This is a genomic window from Saccharibacillus endophyticus (genome assembly GCF_013185185.1).
Taxonomy (GTDB): Bacteria; Bacillota; Bacilli; order Paenibacillales; family Paenibacillaceae; genus Saccharibacillus; species Saccharibacillus endophyticus.
Window position 1 is genome coordinate 1,115,397 of sequence record NZ_JAAZWE010000002.1, and the last position, 20,637, is coordinate 1,136,033.

Here is a 20,637-nt window from a genome sequence, read left to right on the forward strand (position 1 = left end):
AGTTACAAATTGTTTGAAAATCCGCATTTTTTCGCACTAGGGTTTTTCTTAGTTCAATAGTCCCGAAAATATTTTTGGAGCCTAAGGTTAAATGCTATACATAAATGAAAACGAACAACCGAAATATCTATTAGACACAAGTTAGACACTTTCCAAACACCAAAAATGATTGCTGTCGGTTCGAAAAAAGATTTTTAAAAGTCGCGTTTTCCTTGATTTCATTGATTTCTCTTTTAAATTTCATATGTAAATATAGATTTAAGGAAAAATTAATGAACTTTTTGTGAAAATGTGATATTGTAAATTTACATTCAACGAAGAGGTGACTTCACATGCCAATGCAAAACCGTGTACAAGAACTCAGAGATATGCTTCCTACAGAACACAAGGGTATTTCGTCCTATGTTGAGCATGCTCTCCAATCCATCGATCAACTCGTCGAAAAACATCGCTGCGATAACGCTGCTCTCGCCATTTACGGTGAACGAATCAACGGAAACGAAGAGCGTGTTTATTTCGATACGATCTCCCAAATCAAAGCCGATCTGCTGCAAACATTGGAAAAGACGGTTCAAGACGCCCTGCACACAGGCGACAAGAACTGGAGCAAAAACTATAAAGACGGCATTAAAGGTTAATTGCCCATGAAAACTGACCCCCGACGCTTGTCGAACAAAAAGACCTGACCTCCGAGATGACTTGGAAGCCGGGTCTTTTTATATGTCAAAAATTTAAGATTTTCGCAATTTCGTTTCCGCTCTACACCATCTCCAATGGGACTTTGCGTCCCGGTGCGGGAAATGCTTCATTCAGGCGCGCTTCGTCTTCTTCGGTCAACCGGAGCAATGCGGCCGCCGCGTTTTCGGTAACATGTTCCGGGCTTGCCGCCTTCGGAATGGCCATGACGTCGCCGCCGCGAATCGCCCAGGCCAGCAGCACCTGCGCAGGCGTGGCCGAAAGTCGTTCCGCGATGTCGCGCACTGCGGAATCGTTCATGAGTTCCCTGCGCAGCGAACCTCCCTGCGCAAGAGGGCAATAAGCCATGATCGGCATGCGAGCCTGCTGCTGCCAAGGCAGAAGATCGTATTCGATGCCCCGCGAGCCCAAATGGTACAGCACTTGGTTGGTCTCGCAGCCCCGGCCGTTCGGCGCTGCCAGCAGTTCCTCCATGTCTCCCCGATCCAGATTGGACACGCCCCATCGTTTGATTTTCCCGTCCCGCTTCAGTTTCTCCATCGCCTCGGCCGTCTCGGCAAGCGGAACGCGGCCGCGCCAATGCAGCAAATACAGGTCAAGCACGTCCGTCTCGAGGCGACGCAGGCTGTCTTCGCAGGCTTGGACGATGGCAGTCCGGCCCGCATGATTCGGCAGCGCTTTGCTCACGAGAAAAGCATCGTCGCGGCGTCCCTTGATCGCGCGCGCGACGACCTGCTCGGCGCCTCCGTTCCCGTACATTTCCGCCGTATCGATGACGCTCATTCCAAGGTCCAAGCCGAGGCGAAGCGCATCGGCTTCGCGAGCAGCTTCGGAAGCTATTTCGCCCATGTACCAGGTGCCTTGGCCGATCGCGGGAAGCTTGGTGCCGTCGACGAGCTCAATAGTGCGCTGCTGTAAACCTTGATGAATTTGTTCGACTGAATAATTGTTCATAGAGGATTCTCCGCCTTTCTGCTTCTCTTCTTCTACTACTATAAAACCCAAAATCCTGCTGCGTTAAAAGGGCGAAGTTAGGCGCTGCGGGATAAATTCGCTTGGGCTTCGCTTTTTTTAAAAGAGTTTAAAGCGGCGGGACTTTTGATAAAATGCTTCTAATTTTAGTAGAAGTGCTGAGATTATAGCAGAGCAGAGGCGATCAATCGAAAAAGGATTTCGGTGCATGGATAGGGAACCCAAATCCGATTTGAAGCAAAGTTGAGTTGTAAGGGAGTCGATCATTATAAGGCAGCGCAACCTAATTCCTTATAAACAAAAAGGTTGTCTCGAGCCACAATCGCGGCTCGGGACAACCCCTTAATAACGAATAAAGAAAAGCGTATGCCGGCACTTTTTCCTGCAGCGCCCCCACGCTTTAGGCTCCTCGTTCGGTCATTTCTTCCGTCGAGTCCGCTGCCGCTGTCGAAGCGGCTGTCGGCGGTTCCGCCGTCATGCCTTGAGACGTATCCGCAGCGTTCAGAAACAAATCGCCCGGAGGAACCGGTCGGCTGAAGTAGTAGCCTTGGAACTCCAAGCAGCGCTGGCCGGTCAGAATTTCGAGCTGGCCTTCGGTTTCGATGCCTTCGGCGATAACGTCCATGCCGAGGCTGTAAGCCATGGCGATGATCGTGGTGACGATCGCGCGTTCGTTGCCGCTTTCTTCAAGGCGCATGACGAAGGAACGATCGATCTTCAGACGGCTGATCGGCAGCATGCTCAGGTAGCTCAGGGAGCTATAGCCGGTTCCGAAGTCGTCCAGACTCAGACGGATGCCCAGACGCTTCAAACGGTTCATGATGGCGATCGACAACGTCGCGTCCATCATCATGCTTTCGGTAATCTCCAGTTCCAAGTATTGCGGCTCGAGTCCGGTTTCGACGAGGATTCGTTCGATCTCGAATTCGAGGTCCGGCTGGTGGAATTGCTGGGTCGAGAGGTTGACGGAAACCGGTACTTTCGGCTGTCCCTCTTCGTGCCAGGACTTCGTTTGACGACAAGCTTGTTCCAGCACCCAACGTCCGATTTCCATAATGAGCCCGGTTTCTTCCGCAATCGGAATGAAACGGTCCGGCGGAATCATGCCGCGCACCGGATGTTTCCAGCGCAGCAGAGCTTCCATGCCGATCAGTTCGCGATCCGGCATCCGATACTGGGGTTGGTAGTAGACCTCCAGTTCGCCCCGCTCGATGGCTTTGCGCAAATCCGCTTCGATCTCGATCTTGAACAGCAATTCTTCGTCCAGATCCGGGGAATAGAACCGGTATCCGTTTTTCCCTTCGCGCTTGACCTCATACATGGCGGAGTCGGCATTCTTGATCAATTCTTCGCGATCTTCGCCGTGCTCCGGATACATGGCGATGCCGATACTGGCCGTCACGTAAAAATCATTATCCTTAAGCGTATAAGGTACCTGAATCACGGATACGATTCGCTGCGCCAAGCGCGACACCTCGTCGTCCGACGCAAAGGAATGGTACATCAATGCGAACTCGTCCCCGCCCATGCGCGAAAGGACGACTTTTTCCGGATCGATGACTTCGCAGATCCGCTGGCCTACTTTTTGCAAAAAGGCATCTCCGTACGCGTGGCCCAAGGAGTCGTTAATCATCTTGAAACGGTCGATGTCGAGTACCATGACGGCTATGCGTTCATTGCCTTCGGCACGTTCGATCCGTTCTTCTACGAGCGAATTGAATTGTCTTCGGTTCGGCAAGCTGGTCAGTTCGTCATGATAAGCCAAATGTTCCACGGTGGCCTGCGTTTTTTTCTGCTGGGTGATGTCGCGCACGATAATATGCGTTCCGGTCGGTTTGCCGTCGAGGCTGATCGGCACGCTGACCACGCCCAGGTGTATGGTTTGGCCGTTCGGATGGAGGATCTGCGTCTCGTAAGCGACCGCGCTTGTCATGAACGCTTCGTCATGCCGCGAGCGGGCCGCGCGATAAGCATCGGGATCGAAAAACCGCTGCAGCGCCGTGACCGGGCGGCCGATGAAATCTTCGCGGCATGAATCGGTCAAATCCAGCAGGGCCGGGTTCATGTCGACGATTTTGCCTTTCGTGTCGATCGACACGATGCCGTCCACGTTGTTTTCGTAAAGCGCCCGGTACCATTTTTCCTGCTCGCGAATCATTTGATCCTTCAGATTCAAGCGACCGTTGATGAACGCGCCGTAGATCGTGAAGCCGATCAGCAGAATGCTGCTGAGCGCGATGATCAAAGCCAGGCTCTCCATATCGACCTGATCGCCGCCCATGGAACTTGCGCTGTGCTCGTGAGTATGGAAACGGGCCGCCGCCATGCCGGTGTAATGCATACCCGCGATTGCCGCCCCCATGATCAGCGCGCTCGCCCATTTGTAAAGGATGCGGCTGCCCTCCTGCCGAAGCTCGCGCATCAGCGCGAGCGCCGCTATCGAAGCGGTAATGGCAATGATGATCGATAACGTAACCAGCCAAGGATTATAACTGATCTTCATCGCCATCGCGGCCATGCCGGTATAGTGCATATCAATTACGCCCGAAGCAAGCAGGAGTCCGCCGGTCAGCAATGCGCGCCGCGTCAAACTTTTCCGGGTTACGGTCCAAAGCGCGATAAACGAAACAAAAATCGGCACGACCATGGAGAGAATGACGAGCGGGATGTTATAGGTCATTTGCATCGGCAGTTGAAGCGCCAACATGCCGACAAAGTGCATCGACCAAATCCCGATTCCCATCGAAACCGCACCGCCGGCCAGCCAGAAGACCCGTAATCTGCCGTTCGCCAAATGAATCCTGCCCGCCAAATTGAGCGCCGAGTATGAAGCGAGTACCGAGATGATGCAGGAGACGATGACAAGCCCGATATTATATGTGCCTTGTACGGTTTCCATGTTCTCCTCCTTTCATGCCTTTCGTTTTAAAAGCGTTTATTTTGAACAATATGAAGCTATCCAATATATCGGTAGCTCAAGACTTTTTCTACAGCACATAACCAATAAATCCCACTTTAAGGATGTTGATTCGGGCGAACGGGAAAAAGGCGCGGGTATTCAGCCAGCTAGTATCCTTTCAACTCTTAATCAGAGGATTACGTTTCCCTGAAACGCACACGCTTCAAGTGCGATTCAGGGGAGCGTAACCTTACTTTTAGTGTTGACAAGGTACCAGCTCATCCTCCAGATAGAAGCGAAGTTCCGTGTAGATGCCGATGATCTCCCGCATCGGCATGCGAACCAATCCGCTGGAAGACGGTGCGACGAAATCGATAACGCCGTCGACTGCGGATTCCGGTTGAAATCCCCAGTTCGCTTGTTTGCGTCCCGTAAACTCCGTATAGACGCCTTTGCCCACATAGCAGGCTACTTTGGGTAGATACTCAGTCAGCTTGGCACGCAAAATTTTGCGGCCTTCCCGATATTCCTCGCGGTCGATATCCTCGACGCCGCGTGTCGGACGGGATACGATATTGGTAAAGCCGAATCCGAGTTTCAATAGATCGCGATCCTCGGTCGGCGAGTAGCGGCGCGAGGTCAGCTTGGAGTCTTCGAGGATACGCCAGAAGTTGTTGCGCGGGTTCGCATAATGATGTCCGGTTTCACCCGAACGCAAGCTTGGATTGAAACCAATGAACAATACGGACAATCCGTAATCCAAATGATCTTCGATTTCCGGCATGGCAGCCATACGCCCTTTCGTCGTTAAAAGTGGGTCAAAAATATTCGGCCGCAACGGCCTTCATGCGATTCGGAAAGTCACGTATGCGGGAGAGGCCGGAAAGCTTCTGGTACCTTGTCAACGCTAAAAGCAAGGTTACGCCCGTCTGAAATCCACCTAAAGCGTGTGGGTTTCAGCCAAACGTAATCCTCTGATTAAGAGTTGAAAGGCTTCTGGCTGCGTCGGACTTTCTCGGGCATGCTTTGCAAGCCTTCTATTTCGTATAACGCGGCACGGGGCTCTGCGGTTCACTTTACTTTCGTTATTTTTAGAGTTACCGTTAAAGAATGAATGGCTTCAAATAAATGAACCTACCTATCATACAAGGAGTCGATCGAATGCACCAGCCGGATCAACCGCTTCACGACTTTTCCGTTGAAGGCGATGCCTCTTTGGCAAAAGTTCTTATCGTAACCGCCGTCGAGGCGGAACGGGACGCTGTATTGGCAGGCCTGGGAGGCGATGAACGCTTCGTTGTCGTCGCGGGCGGCGTAGGTCCGGCGGCAGTCGCTGCCGGGACGGCGCGCGCGCTCATGAACGGCGTTTACAGCCGCGTGATCAGCGCAGGCATAGCCGGCGGCTTCGCGGGCCTCGCCGCGGTCGGCTCGCTCGTCGTCGCGAGCCGAATGGTTGCGGCCGATCTGGGCTCGGATAGCCCGGAAGGCTTTATTTCCGTAGACGAGCTGGGATTCGGCTCGTCGATCATTCCGGCCGAGGACACGGTCTCGGCCTCTCTTGCAGGCGCGCTGGAGCGCGCGGGGCTTCAAGCGTGCCTGGCCCCGATCGTGACGGTGTCCACGACGACCGGAACGCTTGCAGGCGCGCAAGCTCTTGCCGCGCGCGTGCCCGGCGCGGCGGCGGAAGGCATGGAAGGCTTCGGCGTGGCGGAAGCCGCCCGGCAGTTCGGTCTGCCCGCACTGGAACTGCGGGCGATCTCGAACGCGGTCGGCCCGCGCGATCGCGGTGCCTGGAAGATCGGCGAAGCGCTCGGTGCGCTTCGTCAGGCAAGCTCAATTTTACCGGAGGTGTTTTTCGCTTGAAGATTGCATTTTCCCCTTGTCCCAATGATACATTCGTGTTCCACGCTCTTGCTCATGGTCTTATCGACGGTGCCCCGGAACTTGAAGTCACCTACGCCGACATCGACGTTACCAACAACTGGGCGGCGGCCGGCGAAGGTCCGGAAGTCATGAAGATTTCCTACGCCGCTCTGCCTTGGGTGCTGAACGATTACGCATTGATTCCTTGCGGCGGCGCACTGGGTCGCGGCTGCGGTCCGCTGGTGCTGACGAAAGAAGCCGCAGCTCCGAGCGAACTGTCCGGCAAACGCATCGCGGTCCCGAGCGAACGTTCAACGGCTTATCTGCTTTTCCGTCTCTGGGCAGCGCAAAGTATTCCGGGCGGCATCGGCGAAGTCGTCGTCATGCCGTTCGACAAGATCATGCCTGCCGTGCAAAACGGCGAAATCGACGCGGGTCTCGTGATCCACGAAGCTCGTTTTACTTACCAAAATTACGGATTGCATAAGCTTGCCGACATGGGCGACTGGTGGGAATCCGATACGGGACTTCCGATTCCGCTCGGCGCGATTATCGCCAAACGCGGCGCGGTCGATCCGAAACCCGTCGCGCAATGGGTTCGCGCTTCCGTCGAGTATGCGTGGGCGAATCCGGAGGCTTCGCGCGATTATGTGCTCGAACATGCGCAGGAAATGGATTCGGCCGTTGCCGATTCCCATATCGCGTTATATGTCAACGAGTTCACGGCCGATCTCGGCGAAGACGGTTATGCCGCGATTCGCTCGCTGCTGACGCGCGCCGCTCGCGAAGGCCTGGTACCGGAATTTGACGAAAAGTTGCTGGATTTCGTTTGATTATTACAAGTTCAAATGAAAAGACATACGCTCTCCCTAGGAGATTGCGTAGGTCTTTTTTCAATAAAAGGAATTTTAAGGGTTGAGTAAATCAAGCAGCGTTTATTTATAAGTAGATCCATTTTTATCGAATCCCGCGGGGTGCGAAAGGAGGCAACGCCTCAATCACGATCGTTTCGAAGTCAATCGACACTTGATCCAAGACGGATGTCGTTCAACTTTACCAAGAAACGGAGGCGTTTATCATTCCTGTCCCTATCATCCGAAATCGGCGAAAACAAATACGATTCATTAGCTTTTGCGCGCTTTTTTCGCTAGTCTCTGTCGGATTCCCCTTATCTTCCGTTCAAGCAGCCGACTCAGCTCCCGCTGAGCAACAAGCGAGCGGTTCGAAAACTTACGTTGCGTACATGCAAGGTTATCCCGACGGTATGTTTCGACCGGAAAAAGGACTCATGCGATCCGAAATCGCATCCATCTTGCACCGTACTCTTATCAGCCCGACCGCAGCCGATGACATACGATTTAACGACGTACCCGCTACGAATTGGGCATTCAAAGATATTGCTTTAGTCGTTTCGAACGGCTGGATGGAAGGAACGAGTCGTTCGACTTTTTCTCCCGACCAAGAGGTTACGCGAGCAGAGATGGCTCAGATTTTGATGAATGTTTACGATTGGACATCTGCTTCAACGAAAACTTTCGATGACGTCAGCGGTCACTGGGCCGAAAAAGCTATCGGCGCAGCGGCCGCACAAGGTGTGCTTCTCGGCTATGAGGACGGTTCGTTTCGTCCGGATCAGCCGATCTCCCGCGTTGAGACCGCTAAACTTTTCAACCGTTTGACGCAGCGTCCGGCCGATCCGCAGTTACCGATGACCTGGAGCGACGTCCCGGTATCCACGCCGGATTACGGAGAGATCATGGCTGCTTCGATCGACCATCTGTCAGCCGAATGAATCAGTGCCCATGCCTAACGTTCGATACAAAAATCATGTCGTTATTTGAAACAGCTCCACTCAAGCCGATCCCGTAAGAGATCGGCTTTTGATATACCTTTTTAAAAAGTATTTCCGTTTACTCATACAATTCGGGCCTGCGATCTTCAAACACCGGAATTCTTCCCCGCGCTTTGATCACTTCCGCCATATCGATATCCGCGGTGAGGAATTCATCGCTCTCGCCGGCTTCCGCAATGACCTCTCCCCAAGGCCCGACCACCATGGAATGTCCCGCGAAAACATTCGAAGGATCGCTGCCGCTCCGGTTGCAAGCGATCACCCAGCATTGGTTCTCGATCGCTCTGGCGATCAGCAGCGCGCGCCAATGTTCCAGACGCGCCAGCGGCCACTGGGCGACCACGAACAACGTTTCCGCTCCCGACGATATATGCGTCCGTATCCATTCGGGAAAACGGATATCGTAACAAACCACGCCTGCGCTTCGGATACTGCCCAACTCGAACAACCCTTTTCCGCTGCCGGAACGCAAATAGAGATGTTCGTCCATCAGCTTGAACAAATGGGCTTTGTCGTATTCGCTGATTGGCTGTCCTTCGCGGTCGTAAACGAGCAAGGTGTTATACACGCCGTCTCTTGTGCGCTTGGCGGTAGAACCTCCCACCAGATATACGCCGTAGCGCCTAGCCGCCTCTGACAAAAATGCTTTGGTACGCCCGGCTCCTTCCTCCGCGATCTCGTCCAGCCGCGTAAGGTCATAACCGATCGTCCATAATTCGGGGAGCACGATCACGTCCGGCGTATCCTTCATCGCGCGTTCCAGCAATTTTTCCATTTTCGCATAATTGGCTTCCGGATTTCCGAATATGACATCATGTTGAATACAGGTGACTTTCCATTTATTCATGACGTTTCCTCCGTTTCGCATCAGGCTTTACTTTTACGGCTGCAGCCTATATGATCTGGGGCTGCTTGAAGCCCTGCGTCGGATCGGCCGATTGGACTTGTTCCGACGTTGACCGGGCCGTTGACAGCTGCAGGTCAAGCATGGCATAATTCAGTCATATGCTTTACTTATACGTGATGAATAGAACATCTTATCAAGAGCAGGCGGAGGGAAAAGCCCGATGAAGCCCGGCAACCGACCCTTTATGGGGCACGGTGCTAATTCTTGCTCGTTCATTCGAATCCTGCTTGTTTTTTGCGCGGACGAATGAACGGAGAGATAAGAAGAGACCTTCGCCCATTCGAGCCTCTTCTTGATGATAAGAAGAGGCTTTTTGATGTCTTTTTTTCAAAGGGTCAAGCCTCTGCAATCCGCGTAAGCCCGGCATTGCCGGTTCTTATATCGGGAAAAGCACGCGGTCCCTGCCGCAGACTTTTCTCCGCGAACGCGTTCGGCTTATGCCGAATGCGTCCAGCTTGCCGAAATGTCACTCCGTCCCTTCACCGACGCGCATCCGGATCGGTCGCTCCGATCCCGGCTGCAAAAAACGACTGATTCCATCCTCAAATGCAATCATCCGGACCGTCGGTGCTTTCGGAATAGAGGCCTGCCCTGAATACGAGCTTTCCCGGCTCGTTCCAAGGCAGGCCTTTTTCCGTTTAAACTTCCCCCGCCATCTCCCGCTGGAACTTGGCAATGGCTTCGTATTCGTTCTCCAGGCTGCGCGAAACGGAAATGAAGATCGGCAGCAGATGCTTATATACCCTCGCATGCTCGTCGACCGGCTCATGCCGATGCGTGCCGCCGATCATCGACTCGACCACATCGAGCGACGGCACGCGGCCAAGCGCATACAGGCCCAGCACCGCCGCGCCCAAACACGAGCTTTCGAAGCTTTCCGGCACCATGACTTCCTGATCGAAAATGTCGGCCATCATCTGACGCCACAGCGGCGATCGGGCAAACCCTCCGGTCGCATGAATCTTTTGCGGACGTCCGATCTGTTCTTCCATGGCCAACATGACCGTATACAGGTTGAAAATGACGCCTTCGAGCACGGAACGGATCATATGCTCCTTCTTATGATTCATCGTCAGCCCGAAAAACGACCCTCTCGCATCCGGATTCCATAACGGCGCTCTCTCGCCTGTCAGATACGGATGGAACAACAACCCTTCCGATCCCGGACGAACCTGCTCGGCAATACGAGTTAGCACATCATAAGGATCAATACCGAGCCGTTTGGCCGTTTCCACTTCCGAAGCCGCGAACTCGTCCCGCACCCAACGGAACAGCATCCCTCCGTTATTGACCGGGCCGCCGATGACCCAGAGTCCCGGAGCCAAGGCGTAACAGAAAAAGCGCCCTTTCGGATCGGTTACCGGACGGTCGACCACGGTTCGGATCGCGCCGCTCGTGCCGATCGTGGCAGCAATCACGCCGGGACGGATTGCGCCTACGCCGAGGTTCGACAGCACGCCGTCGCTTGCGCCCACGACGAACGGCGTCTCCACGCCCAAACCCAGCTCGCTCGCGACCGCCGGCTGCAGGCCGCTGACCGCGTGCGTCGTCGGCACGGGTTTCGACAACCGCTCCGGCGTCACGCCTGCAAGCGCAATGGCTTCCTCGTCCCAATCCAGTTTTTCCAGATTGAACAGTCCCGTCGCCGATGCGATGGAATGATCAACCACATATTCGCCGAACAAACGGAAAAAGACGTACTCTTTAATCGAAATGAACTTATCGCACTGCTCAAACAGTTCCGTACGATCATGCCGCAGCCAAAGCAGTTTCGCCAGAGGAGACATCGGGTGAATCGGCGTGCCTGTGCGCAAATAAATCTCATGTCCGTTCAGCTCCGACTTCAGTTTTTTCGTCCAAGCCGCGCTCCGATTGTCCGCCCAAGTGATGCATGCCGTTAGCGGATTGCCCGTCTCATCGACGCCGATCAGACTGTGCATCGCCGAGCTGAAAGAAACGAGCAATATTTGGTCAGGTTTGGCTTTCGCGCCGCGTACCGCTCCCGCAACCGCTTGCACGACCGCGCGATAAATTTCGTCCGGATCTTGTTCGGCAACCGAGGGCGACGGCGTATGCAGCGGATAACCGACCGTTTCCTGCGCAATGACCTCCCCGTTTTCCTTGAAAAGTACCGCCTTCGTGCTTGTCGTTCCGATATCCACGCCGATCATCCATTGTTCGCTCATGCTTCAGTCTTCATCCTTTCCTATGCGGCAGGACCGCTTTTTTGAGGTATGCAAAAAGCCGCAACATGCCTTTTTCTCAAGACAAGCTACGACCCAATGTTTCGTCCGAATCGTCGAAATAAGCGCGAACGATCTGCCCGATTTGCTCTTCGTCGCCCGAACGCAGTCCTTCGATCACGGTCCGGTGCTTGTCCGCGATCCACTCCATTCGTTCGTTTCCCTGCTTAAAACCATTATCCGTCGTCAGCAAAATCACCGTCATGACGATCGGACGGATATTGTTCCATAGATGCAAAATTCGGGTATGACCCGCTTCCTGCACGATGCGTTCATGAAACGAAAAATCCTGATAAGCAAATTCCACGCGGTCGCCGTGCTTGATCGCCAGTTTCATCCGATCGATACCCTGCTCCAGACGCATGATCAACGTTTTGTTATCCCGTTCGGCCAACCGCTGCTGCGCAAAGCTTTCGATCAGATAACGCACGTCGTAAAGTTCCTTGATCGCCGCAAGGTCCAAGCCGATCACGACCGCGCCCATGCGTTCCAAACGGATCAAGCCCTCGCCCGACAGCATTTTAAGCGCTTCCCGAACAGGCGAACGGCTGGCGCCGAACAGTTCCGCTACTTTGTTTTCCGAAATAACTTCTCCAGGCCGGATCTCTTCGTTGATAATTTGCAGTCGCAGCCGACTCGCGATCGATTCGCCGAGCGAAGCTCCCTGAAGCCAAGCCGAAGGATATTGCATCATTAAACGACTCCTTGTGAACGGAATCAATCCGGCGCGCGATGTGCAGCCATCGACGCCGGATTCCGTTTTTCGGTTGTTCCCGCTTGGTGCCCGGTGCGGATCAGTCTTCTTTGACTACCGCATGGCCGCCGAATTCGTTGCGCAGCGCCGCCACGACTTTGCCGTGGAACGTATCGTTTTCCAACGAACGGTAACGCATCAACAGCGACAGCGCGATAACCGGAGTGCTGACTTCGAGGTCGAGCGCTTCCTGCACGGTCCATTTGCCTTCGCCGGAGCTTTGCATCACGCCGCGGATTTCGTCCAGGTTGGGGTCTTTGGAAAAAGCATTTTGCGTCAGTTCCATCAGCCAGCTGCGGATCACCGAACCGTTCGACCAAACGCGGGCCACGGCTTCGTGGTCATAGTCGAACGCGCTTTTTTCCAACACTTCAAAGCCTTCGCCGATCGCTTGCATCATGCCGTACTCGATGCCGTTGTGCACCATTTTCAAATAATGCCCGCTTCCGCTCGGTCCGGTATACAGGTAGCCGTTCTCGACCGCCAGGTCTTTGAACAACGGCTCGATGACCGCGAACGCGTCTTTGTCGCCGCCGATCATGAAACAGCCGCCGTTTTGCGCACCCGACATGCCGCCGCTCGTACCGGCGTCGAAAAAGAAGATGCCTTTGCGTCCCAGCGTTTCCGAACGGCGGATCGAATCTTTGTACTGCGAGTTGCCGCCGTCGATAATGATATCTCCTTCTTCAAGCAACGAGGACAGGCCGTCCAGCACGCCGTCGACGATAGGTCCGGCGGGAACCATGACCCAGACCACGCGCGGTTTCGGCAATTGCGCAACGAGTTCCGCTACGGATTCTGCTGCTACCGCGCCTTTCTGCGCCAGTTCGCGTCCAGGCTCCGGATTGACGTCGTTCACGACCACTCCGTGTCCGTTCTCCAAAAGGTTCAACACGAGGTTGTAGCCCATTTTGCCGAGTCCGATCATGCCGATGTTCATAAAAGTCCACTCCCTCTTTCGTTTGTATAGTTTGTATACCTGTATACAACTTTCCTGTTTATCATACTCTCTTGTTGGATAGCTGTAAAGCGTTCAGTGAAGCTTGAAAGCTGCGAGAGAAATTCGTTCAAAACGCTGTCTCGCTCGGAAAGTCGAATTGGATTTGAAGCAGGAATCTTTCCGAGTTCAAAGGCGTCTTTCACTGAATTTCCCTCTCCGCTTAAAGCGTGTGCATTTCAGGTGTGCGTAAACTTCTGATTAAGGTTGGTCAAGCTACTAGAATACGATTTTTATGATTATCATTATAAAAATCGATTTTTTCTAAGACAATTTTTCGCCTTTACCACTAAAGATTTTCATGGTGCCGTTCTCGTAGCCTACCTGATATTTCAGTCTATAGCCGGTATAGACCGTGCCGGAATCTTGGCGTTCTTCCGCGGTGATGTTCAGAGTCACCGTGACATCGCCGTCATCGTTGCGCTTTGAAGAGATGGAGTCGACCCAGATGTCTCCGGTGTTGATGTAACCGTCGCGGAAGCCGTTGTAGTCGGTGCCGGACTGCCAACTGCTGCCGAGCAAGGCATAAGCCGCGACGTAATCTTTTGCCGAAAGACTTTCGTAATACAACGCGACCAGATATTCGGCTTCATCCGTTATGTCCCACTCGGAATCACCGATCGATTCCGAATCGTTCGATACAAGCTCGGGCAGATCGCTTCCCGGGTTTTTGGACCATTTTTCCACGGTATCCCGAATATCGACGACCGGAATGCTGAATCCGATCGAATTCTCCTCTGTCATCTTCGCCGAGTTGATTCCCAGCACCGCTCCGGTCGTCGCATCGACAAGCGGGCCTCCGCTGTTGCCCGGCGCAATCGGCGCGGAGATTTGATACAGATTGCGATACACGTACGGATCAATCGTCAAATCGCGGCCGGTGCCGCTGATGATTCCGGTCGTGACCGTATTTTGCAGCCCCAACGGGCTGCCTAATGCCAGTACTTCATCTCCAAGCTCCGCTGTCTTTTTGGCTAATTGCAAAGGCTTCTCTCCCGCCAGATCCGGAACGCGGACCACCGCAATATCCGTATCCGTTCCTGCGCCGATGACTTCTCCGTCCAGGATGCGAGCATCTGCTGTTCGGATTTTGACTTCGCGGGCGCCTGCCACCACATGGGCATTCGTGATCACGTCGCCTTGCTCGTTATACAGAAAACCTGAGCCGAGCGAACCGTCCGCAAGTTCGATCATGACGACCTTTTTCTGCGTCTCGGCAATGATTTCTTTGAGCGTGAGTGTCTTGGGCTCCTCCGACTCTGTTGCTTTTTTAACGTCCGTCGTCGGCACTTTGGTTGTTGGCGTCGCTGTCGTTTTCGCTGCTGCTGTTGCGGCAAGGATCGGTGCGCCGCTCAGCTCTTGCGGAACGGCATCCAACACATACCAAGCGGCTCCGCCTGTTCCGGCTACGATTAGCAGGGAGGCCAGACCGCTGAATATCCAACCTTTTCTCATACGAGTCCTCCTCTATTCCAGATACCAAGTGGCATTGTCCATCCGGATCTCCACATAGTCATACCAACCGTAATCATAGGCCGTGAATGTCCCGCTCTCGCCCGGCGCCATATAGTACGGGGAGGTGAAGGTTGACGAAGAGAACAGATACGATCCGTCCGCATCATACGCCGAATAAGAGATTTCCACGCCGTAGATCGGGCGCGTCGCCGTATTCGTTACCGTTCCGGTCGTCGTGATGTCTCCATACTCCGAAACGGTAACTTCCATATTGCCGACGGAGACTGCAGCTGTTCGATTGTTCAGATCGTCCGCCTCCGCCTGCTGCGCCGCTCGCTCGATTCGCGCCTGCTCTGCCGCTTCGAATGCCGCTTGCTCCGACTCGATACGATCCTGAAGCGCCAGCAGACTTTCGTCCTTCTCCGCATATCGCAGTCCTTGCTTCACTTCTTCGACTGCCGCTCCGAAACTTTTATCTTTGAGCAAATCTTCGGCATCTTTCATGCTGATCGCCACGATCCGACTCACGATCAGCTTATTCACCTCATCCGCTTCTTCGGTATCCAGCTTTTCCACTTCGCGCAATTTGTACGCAAGCGCATCCACGTTATCCAAACCGTCCACTTCCTGCTTAACGCGAAGCACCGATAAACGATCCCGGTTATCGGATACCGTTTCCTTTTCCTGTTCGAACAAAGGCTCTGTCCGCTTTACCAACGAAGCTTCAAGAACGCCCAACGATTTCTCGGCCGCATCCAGCTCGTTTTTCTTCAGTTGGACGGAGACGTTGTCCAACTTCTCACGAATCCGCTGCGCCGTCTCAACTAATGTACGGTCAGTCGTGATTGCCGCAAACTCCGGACGCAACGCCGAAGCTTGGTCGAGCTTGGCCAACGCTTCGTCATAACTGCCCGCCAATGCCAATTCCCCGGCTTCGTTATGCAGCGCCGAGGCTTGTTCATTGATTTGACTCTCCCGGTCATGCAGCATGTACACTCCGCCAGCGCCTACCCCCAGCAACAACGCAGGGACAATCCACATAAAGTGACGCGTAGCACTCTTTAGCTTTTTAGGCGGATCTCCGGCATATGGTTCATCCGGCCTCCTCTGTAAAGAAGAATAGGTCGACGGGATCATTTCGTCTGTCGGCGCTGCGTACGGCGACTCCCCTGGTGCTTTGGACAGTAGTGTGGATAACGGAACAGCTTGACTCTCCGGTCGAGCTGCCGATTCGGGAGTGGATTCCTCTCTATCTCCCTCCGGCTGTGACCCTGCCCGATTGGCGCCTTCCGGTTGATCGGGCGTCGGCGCTGTCTCGATCGGACGCAGCCGCGCTCCGCATTCTCCGCAGAACGACGCGTTCTCCGGCTGCCTCGCTCCGCAATGATTGCAATACATTCAGGACCCCTCCCGCAAATAGACGATTCGTTTTATTCAGGAACAGCGCTTCGATGCGTTACAGTCTCTTTGCTTGTTCGTCTGATTCTAATGTAGCATAATTCATGATTTTTTAGGACGATTTCCCTTGTGTATCAAAAAGGTTTTAACCTTTGCCCAAAGACAAAAAAGTTCTGTCCGCCCGCCGTAAACGACGGGAGAAAGAACTTTTGGAAATGAGCCTTTCACTTGCAAAGCCGGTCTTTGATATTTGCCATTTCTCGTTGCAAACTTCAAGCTAGCCTCTTATCAACGGTAAAGTTTCCAGGACTGCGCCGCGTTCGCCGAATCGTAAGGAGCCAGCTTCAAACCTTCTTCGCTGTCCGACGTCAAAGCCATGCCGTTGGCGACGTTCAGCACAAACGTCCGGCTGCCCTGCTTGCGCAGCAGCCAACGCTGGTTGTCGTAACCGAGATAATCGTAAAGCTGAAGCGTGCCGCGTCCGGTGTCCAGATCGAGCGTTTGTCCTTGCGGCGTTCGCAGCGAGAACGATCCGTCGCCGCTTCCGGTCGGGACGAGCGTCCAGCTCGGACGTTCGGACGCGGCGAGAAACTTCAGCCCTACCGCCGAACCGCGCTCGCTTCCGGCTGCCGCAAGCGACAGACCGGATTCGAGGTTGACGAGCGCGTAAGCGTTCGGCTTCGCGGGAGAGTCCTGTTTGACGCGAACTTGCTGAAACGAAGCTTGTCCGCCGAAAGCATGCAGGCCGAAAACGCCTTCCGCGAACGTTCCGTCCCGTACGTCGATCACCTTTTTGCCGTTCAGCCATGCCCGGATATGCGGCCCGTTCGCTTGCACGCGCAAAACGGACGTGCCGCCGGACACGATAGACGCGGGCGACGAAGCGATAACCTGACGTTCCGCGAAGCTTCCGTTCATTTTATAAAACAGCCGGATATCGTCCATGTTGGGGTCGAGATTGAGATAGTACCCGCTGCTGCCGGTCGGATCGGCGCGAAACAGCAAGGAAGCCGCTCCGCCGGATTCGCCGAGTTTCACGGTCGCTTCGTACACGAAATCGCCCGCGGAACGTCCGGACATAGCGGCCGTGTCGCCGGACGCGCCGCCGCGCAGGCCGTGTTCGGTCACGATCCAGGTAGCGGAAGACGGCGCGGTATCCAGCTTGCCGAGATCCGAGCGGAACGTTCCTCCGTGCACGGTCACGCGCGCGGCGGCAGACACGCCGTTCGCGTCCGAAGCCGTTACCATCGCCTTACCGGGAGACACGGCGGTAAGCTTCGCCCGGCCGTTCGCACCCGCTTCGACTGACACGATCGACGGATCGGAACTGGTCCAGCTCGGCAAAGACGAGGACGCAGAAGTACGCGGAGCAGCCGTCAGCGTTCGGGAATCGTTCGGCCCCAACTCGATCTCTTCCGCGCTCAGCACCAGTTCGGCACGCGATTGCGTTTTCCAGACCGAATCCAGCGCATGCACCTCCAGCGAACGGATCTTCACTTCGCCACCTGCCGCGTAAAAGCTCATGCTTCGCTGCGGCGGATCGGGGAACACGACGTCGGAAAAGACCGTTCGGCCGTTATTCGCGAATACTTCCACCGTTGATTCGTCCACGAAAACGCGCAGTTTGACGACGCCGTTTTCCGGTGCAAACTCTGCTTCCTGGCGCAGTCCGAACAGCGGCGAAAAGTCGGTAATGCCCGAAGCCGAACGGTCGAGCGCAAGTTTCTGTTCGGCGACCGAATACCCGATCTCCGTATGTTTTCCGCCGCCTTCGCGAACGCGGAAACCGAATCTTTGCGCCGCGCCGTCCGAAGGCAGCTCCAGCTCGGCCGCGATCTCGTAAGCGCCCGCCGACAATCCGTCCAACAAATTGGGCGTTTGCCTGTTAACGACTTGATCCTTCGTTCGAAAAAGTTCGCTGCGCAGTCCTTCCAATTCGGCAACCGGACGCTGCGTCAGACGCAAGCCGTCGGGCGTTTGCGCCAGCGACAATTCGCGCGGCAGGCTGAGCACGCCTTTCCAGCTTTCCGTCGGGAACGCGAACGGATAATCCCAGTTGGTCATCCAAGCCATTGCGATACGGCGGCCGTCCGGCGCGTCGGTGAATGAAGAAGACGCGTAAAATTCTTTGCCCCGATCGGTCTTGAGTACTTCTCCGGCAGCATTGTCGTTAATGAACTTGCCGTCGTCCGTCAGTTCGCCGACGAAATATTCCGCGTCCGAACCTTCGGTCGTCGGATTCGCTCCGGTGCTGATCATCAGTACCCACTTGCGTTGGCCCGTGCCGTCTATGGTCAACGGAAACAAATCGGGACATTCCCAAACGCCGCCCCGCACATAATCGCCGTAACCGAAATTGTCGGTCAATGTCCAGTCGGTCAGATTCTTCGATACGAAAAAGCGAATATGATCCCCGCCGGACACCACCATGATCCAGCGGTCGCGGGCTTCGTCGCGCACCACTTTGGGATCGCGGAAATCCCAATCTCCGGGATCGTCGCCGCTTCGGCCCGGATTTTCGATTACGATCGGCCGATCCTGCGGGTAATGCCACGTACGGCCGCGATCGGAACTGTAAGCGATACCGATCCGCTGATTGCCGTTGGCCGCGTTCGGATCGTACGACGTATAATAGGCGATCAATCCGCCGCCGTCGGGAGCCGCGTCGAACAAACGGGAGACGTTGTCGGGATCGGCGACCGCCGAACCGGACCAGATATGGCCGAGCGAATTCCATTCGAGCGCCAGCGGCAAGCTTTTCCAATGCAGCATGTCCGTACTGACCGCATGTGCCCAGCGCCCTCCGTCCTGATGGAACAGATGGTACTCTCCTTGATAAAAGATCATGCCGTTCGGATCACTGGCGGAACCGCGCGGCGGCGAATAATGATACGCCGGACGATACGCTTCGCCGTAATAATCGGATTCCGGCGTCAGATACGTATCTTGGAACACGGCCGTGTCGCGCTGCACAATCAAGCCGGCCGACAATCCGCCGGTCGGCAGCCCGTCCGCTTGTATCGCGGCGTCCGCATAGCCGTCGACGAATACGCGCACGCCGCCTTTTCCGTCCGCCGATATTTCCAACCGGTGCTTGACGCCCTCCTCGCTCGAGTACGTCGCGGAGGACCGCGCGATCTCCGTGCCGTCCGGCCCGATCAGCCGAGCGATCACGCGACCCTTCTCCCGCTCCAGCAGAACGGCATAACCGCCTTTTCCGTCGGCGTCGCCGAGAAGCATCAGTCCCGCGGAAGCATCCGGCGTGCCTGGCGAAATATCGCCGATCCATACGAACGCTTCCGTTTGCGGAGCGCCGTGCATACGCAGCGCCGAAGTACCGCTATCCGCCTCTCCCCGAACGCCGTGTTCGTCCGCCGTCCAAGCTCCGTTCGAAATGATAACGTTCTCAAGATTGGAATTCCAAATCGGTTGCTCCGGTTCCGCAGCCTGCGGCTTCGCCGCGGGCCAGATGCCCAGCAGCAGCACCGTGCACATCAACGTCAATATGGCTTTAAGTTTTTTCATCGGATAGGCCTCCTTTGTTTTCGATCAAAATCCGGAACCCGAAAAGCCCGCCGACCTTTCTATGAAAGTCGGCAGGCTGATGCCCGGTCAAGCTGTGGTTCTCGCTTTGGCGAAAAAATGGATACCCGCACTAATTTTCAATATTCCGATCGAGGTTCCAGCGCCCGAATCCCCAGCGCCAACGCGCCTTTCAATCCGGATTCCGTACCCAGTCCCGGAGCGACGAGGTAGTCGTCCAGCCCTTCGGCAAGCTCCGGCGCGGCGACGTAGCCGTTCACTAGCTCGGCGACGCGGCGGCGGATCAGCGGCAGCAAATGCTTCTGCTGCATCACTCCGCCGCCCAGAATGATTTTGCGCGGCGAGAGCAGCAGGATCGTCGTCGCGACGGACTCGGCGATATAATGCGCTTCGATCTCCCAAGCCGGATGATCCGGCGCAAGCTCGTGCCCCGGGACGCCCCAGCGATCTTGGATCGCCGGACCCGAAGCCATGCCTTCCAGACAGTCGCCGTGGTAGGGGCACCGGCCCGCGAAGCCGTCGTTCGGATGGCGGCGAACCGGCACATGGCCGCCTTCGGGATGCAGAAGGCCGTGCAGCAATCGCCCTCCCGCATACACGCCCACGCCGACGCCCGTTCCGACCGTGTAATATACGCAATCTTCCAAACCTTGCGCGGCTCCCCATATCGCTTCTCCGTAAGCGGCGGCGTTCACGTCGGTATCCCAACCGCAAGGCACGTCGAACGAACGCCGCAGCGTTCCCAAAAAGTCGAAGCCGCTCCAACCCGGCTTGGGCGTCGTGGTCACGAAACCGTACGTCTCGCTGCCGGAACGCAAGTCGATCGGGCCGAACGAGCCGATGCCGATCGCCTGTACGTTTTTGTCCGCGAAATAATCGACGACCCGGCGCAGCGTTTCTTCCGGCTGCGCGGTAGGAAAACTTATCCGGTCCGTAATATCGCCGTCCGGGGTTCCGATTCCGCAGACGAACTTCGTTCCTCCCGCTTCGATCGCGCCGATGACCGCGGAAGCGTCTGTCGGGCGCTCCGTCTTGTTCGAATCTCGATCCGTCACGGG

Annotated in this window: 15 protein-coding genes and 1 riboswitch; of the genes, 4 read left to right on the forward strand and 11 right to left on the reverse strand. The window is 55.3% G+C overall.

Annotation, left to right across the window (positions count from 1 at the left end; genetic code table 11):
* The first annotated feature begins 332 nt into the window (after positions 1-332).
* Complete coding sequence (locus tag HRQ63_RS10780; protein WP_172243057.1) at positions 333-638, forward strand: hypothetical protein; 306 nt, start codon at positions 333-335, stop codon at positions 636-638.
* A 121-nt stretch (positions 639-759) separates the two neighbouring features.
* On the opposite strand, the gene HRQ63_RS10785 is transcribed toward HRQ63_RS10780, so the two are convergent.
* The 3 genes from HRQ63_RS10785 to HRQ63_RS10795 all read right to left on the reverse strand — a co-directional run bounded on the left by HRQ63_RS10785 (position 760) and on the right by HRQ63_RS10795 (position 5,351).
* Positions 760-1,650, reverse strand: coding sequence for an aldo/keto reductase (locus tag HRQ63_RS10785; RefSeq protein WP_172243060.1), 891 nt, complete (start codon positions 1,648-1,650; stop codon positions 760-762).
* 418 nt (positions 1,651-2,068) lie between these two features.
* On the reverse strand, positions 2,069-4,567 hold the full coding sequence (locus HRQ63_RS10790) for an EAL domain-containing protein (protein WP_172243063.1): 2,499 nt from the start codon (positions 4,565-4,567) through the stop codon (positions 2,069-2,071).
* Positions 4,568-4,823: 256 nt separating this feature from the next.
* Positions 4,824-5,351, reverse strand: coding sequence for a mismatch-specific DNA-glycosylase (locus tag HRQ63_RS10795; RefSeq protein WP_172243066.1), 528 nt, complete (start codon positions 5,349-5,351; stop codon positions 4,824-4,826).
* A 377-nt stretch (positions 5,352-5,728) separates the two neighbouring features.
* Between HRQ63_RS10795 and HRQ63_RS10800 the strand changes: the two genes are divergently transcribed.
* The 3 genes from HRQ63_RS10800 to HRQ63_RS10810 all read left to right on the forward strand — a co-directional run bounded on the left by HRQ63_RS10800 (position 5,729) and on the right by HRQ63_RS10810 (position 8,222).
* Positions 5,729-6,430, forward strand: coding sequence for a futalosine hydrolase (locus tag HRQ63_RS10800; RefSeq protein ID WP_172243069.1), 702 nt, complete (start codon positions 5,729-5,731; stop codon positions 6,428-6,430).
* The gene (locus tag HRQ63_RS10805; protein WP_172243072.1) at positions 6,427-7,263 is read left to right on the forward strand and encodes a 1,4-dihydroxy-6-naphtoate synthase; all 837 of its coding nucleotides are present in this window, start codon (positions 6,427-6,429) and stop codon (positions 7,261-7,263) included. Before HRQ63_RS10800 ends, HRQ63_RS10805 begins: the two co-directional genes overlap by 4 nt.
* Positions 7,264-7,673: 410 nt before the next feature.
* The gene (locus HRQ63_RS10810; protein ID WP_342355253.1) at positions 7,674-8,222 is read left to right on the forward strand and encodes an S-layer homology domain-containing protein; all 549 of its coding nucleotides are present in this window, start codon (positions 7,674-7,676) and stop codon (positions 8,220-8,222) included.
* 118 nt (positions 8,223-8,340) lie between these two features.
* Here HRQ63_RS10810 and HRQ63_RS10815 read toward each other — a convergent pair whose 3' ends face one another.
* The 8 genes from HRQ63_RS10815 to HRQ63_RS10850 form a co-directional block, all read right to left on the reverse strand.
* Positions 8,341-9,129, reverse strand: a complete 789-nt coding sequence (locus HRQ63_RS10815) for a carbon-nitrogen family hydrolase (RefSeq protein ID WP_172243078.1) — start codon at positions 9,127-9,129, stop codon at positions 8,341-8,343.
* A 187-nt stretch (positions 9,130-9,316) separates the two neighbouring features.
* Positions 9,317-9,454, forward strand: a riboswitch (SAM riboswitch).
* A gap of 373 nt (positions 9,455-9,827) precedes the next feature.
* Positions 9,828-11,375 (reverse strand): gluconokinase, encoded by a 1,548-nt coding sequence (gene gntK, locus HRQ63_RS10820; RefSeq protein WP_172243081.1) that lies wholly within the window; start codon positions 11,373-11,375, stop codon positions 9,828-9,830.
* Positions 11,376-11,451: 76 nt separating this feature from the next.
* Positions 11,452-12,123, reverse strand: a complete 672-nt coding sequence (locus HRQ63_RS10825; RefSeq protein ID WP_172243499.1) for a GntR family transcriptional regulator — start codon at positions 12,121-12,123, stop codon at positions 11,452-11,454.
* Between the two features lie 103 nt (positions 12,124-12,226).
* Positions 12,227-13,126 carry a phosphogluconate dehydrogenase (NAD(+)-dependent, decarboxylating) gene (gene gnd, locus HRQ63_RS10830; protein ID WP_172243084.1) on the reverse strand — a complete coding sequence of 300 codons (900 nt, stop codon included), beginning with the start codon at positions 13,124-13,126 and terminating at the stop codon, positions 12,227-12,229.
* Positions 13,127-13,447: 321 nt separating this feature from the next.
* The gene (locus tag HRQ63_RS10835) at positions 13,448-14,638 is read right to left on the reverse strand and encodes a S1C family serine protease (protein WP_172243087.1); all 1,191 of its coding nucleotides are present in this window, start codon (positions 14,636-14,638) and stop codon (positions 13,448-13,450) included.
* A 12-nt stretch (positions 14,639-14,650) separates the two neighbouring features.
* Complete coding sequence (locus tag HRQ63_RS10840) at positions 14,651-16,036, reverse strand: zinc ribbon domain-containing protein (protein ID WP_172243089.1); 1,386 nt, start codon at positions 16,034-16,036, stop codon at positions 14,651-14,653.
* 288 nt (positions 16,037-16,324) lie between these two features.
* A complete protein-coding gene (locus HRQ63_RS10845; protein ID WP_172243091.1) occupies positions 16,325-19,561 on the reverse strand; it encodes a GH32 C-terminal domain-containing protein in 3,237 nt (1,078 codons plus the stop codon).
* 137 nt (positions 19,562-19,698) lie between these two features.
* Positions 19,699-20,634 (reverse strand): ROK family protein, encoded by a 936-nt coding sequence (locus HRQ63_RS10850; protein WP_172243093.1) that lies wholly within the window; start codon positions 20,632-20,634, stop codon positions 19,699-19,701.
* Between the last annotated feature and the right edge of the window lie 3 nt (positions 20,635-20,637).

Coding starts and splice junctions, on each gene's coding strand:
- HRQ63_RS10800 (WP_172243069.1), top strand. CDS start 5,729: ATGCACCAGCCGGATCAACCGCTTCACGACTTTTCCGTTGAAGGCGAT.
- HRQ63_RS10845 (WP_172243091.1), bottom strand. CDS start 19,561: ATGAAAAAACTTAAAGCCATATTGACGTTGATGTGCACGGTGCTGCTG.
- HRQ63_RS10835 (WP_172243087.1), bottom strand. CDS start 14,638: ATGAGAAAAGGTTGGATATTCAGCGGTCTGGCCTCCCTGCTAATCGTA.
- HRQ63_RS10790 (WP_172243063.1), bottom strand. CDS start 4,567: ATGGAAACCGTACAAGGCACATATAATATCGGGCTTGTCATCGTCTCC.
- HRQ63_RS10810 (WP_342355253.1), top strand. CDS start 7,674: ATGCAAGGTTATCCCGACGGTATGTTTCGACCGGAAAAAGGACTCATG.
- HRQ63_RS10815 (WP_172243078.1), bottom strand. CDS start 9,129: ATGAATAAATGGAAAGTCACCTGTATTCAACATGATGTCATATTCGGA.
- gntK (WP_172243081.1), bottom strand. CDS start 11,375: ATGAGCGAACAATGGATGATCGGCGTGGATATCGGAACGACAAGCACG.
- HRQ63_RS10840 (WP_172243089.1), bottom strand. CDS start 16,036: ATGTATTGCAATCATTGCGGAGCGAGGCAGCCGGAGAACGCGTCGTTC.
- HRQ63_RS10780 (WP_172243057.1), top strand. CDS start 333: ATGCCAATGCAAAACCGTGTACAAGAACTCAGAGATATGCTTCCTACA.
- gnd (WP_172243084.1), bottom strand. CDS start 13,126: ATGAACATCGGCATGATCGGACTCGGCAAAATGGGCTACAACCTCGTG.
- HRQ63_RS10795 (WP_172243066.1), bottom strand. CDS start 5,351: ATGCCGGAAATCGAAGATCATTTGGATTACGGATTGTCCGTATTGTTC.
- HRQ63_RS10825 (WP_172243499.1), bottom strand. CDS start 12,123: ATGCAATATCCTTCGGCTTGGCTTCAGGGAGCTTCGCTCGGCGAATCG.
- HRQ63_RS10785 (WP_172243060.1), bottom strand. CDS start 1,650: ATGAACAATTATTCAGTCGAACAAATTCATCAAGGTTTACAGCAGCGC.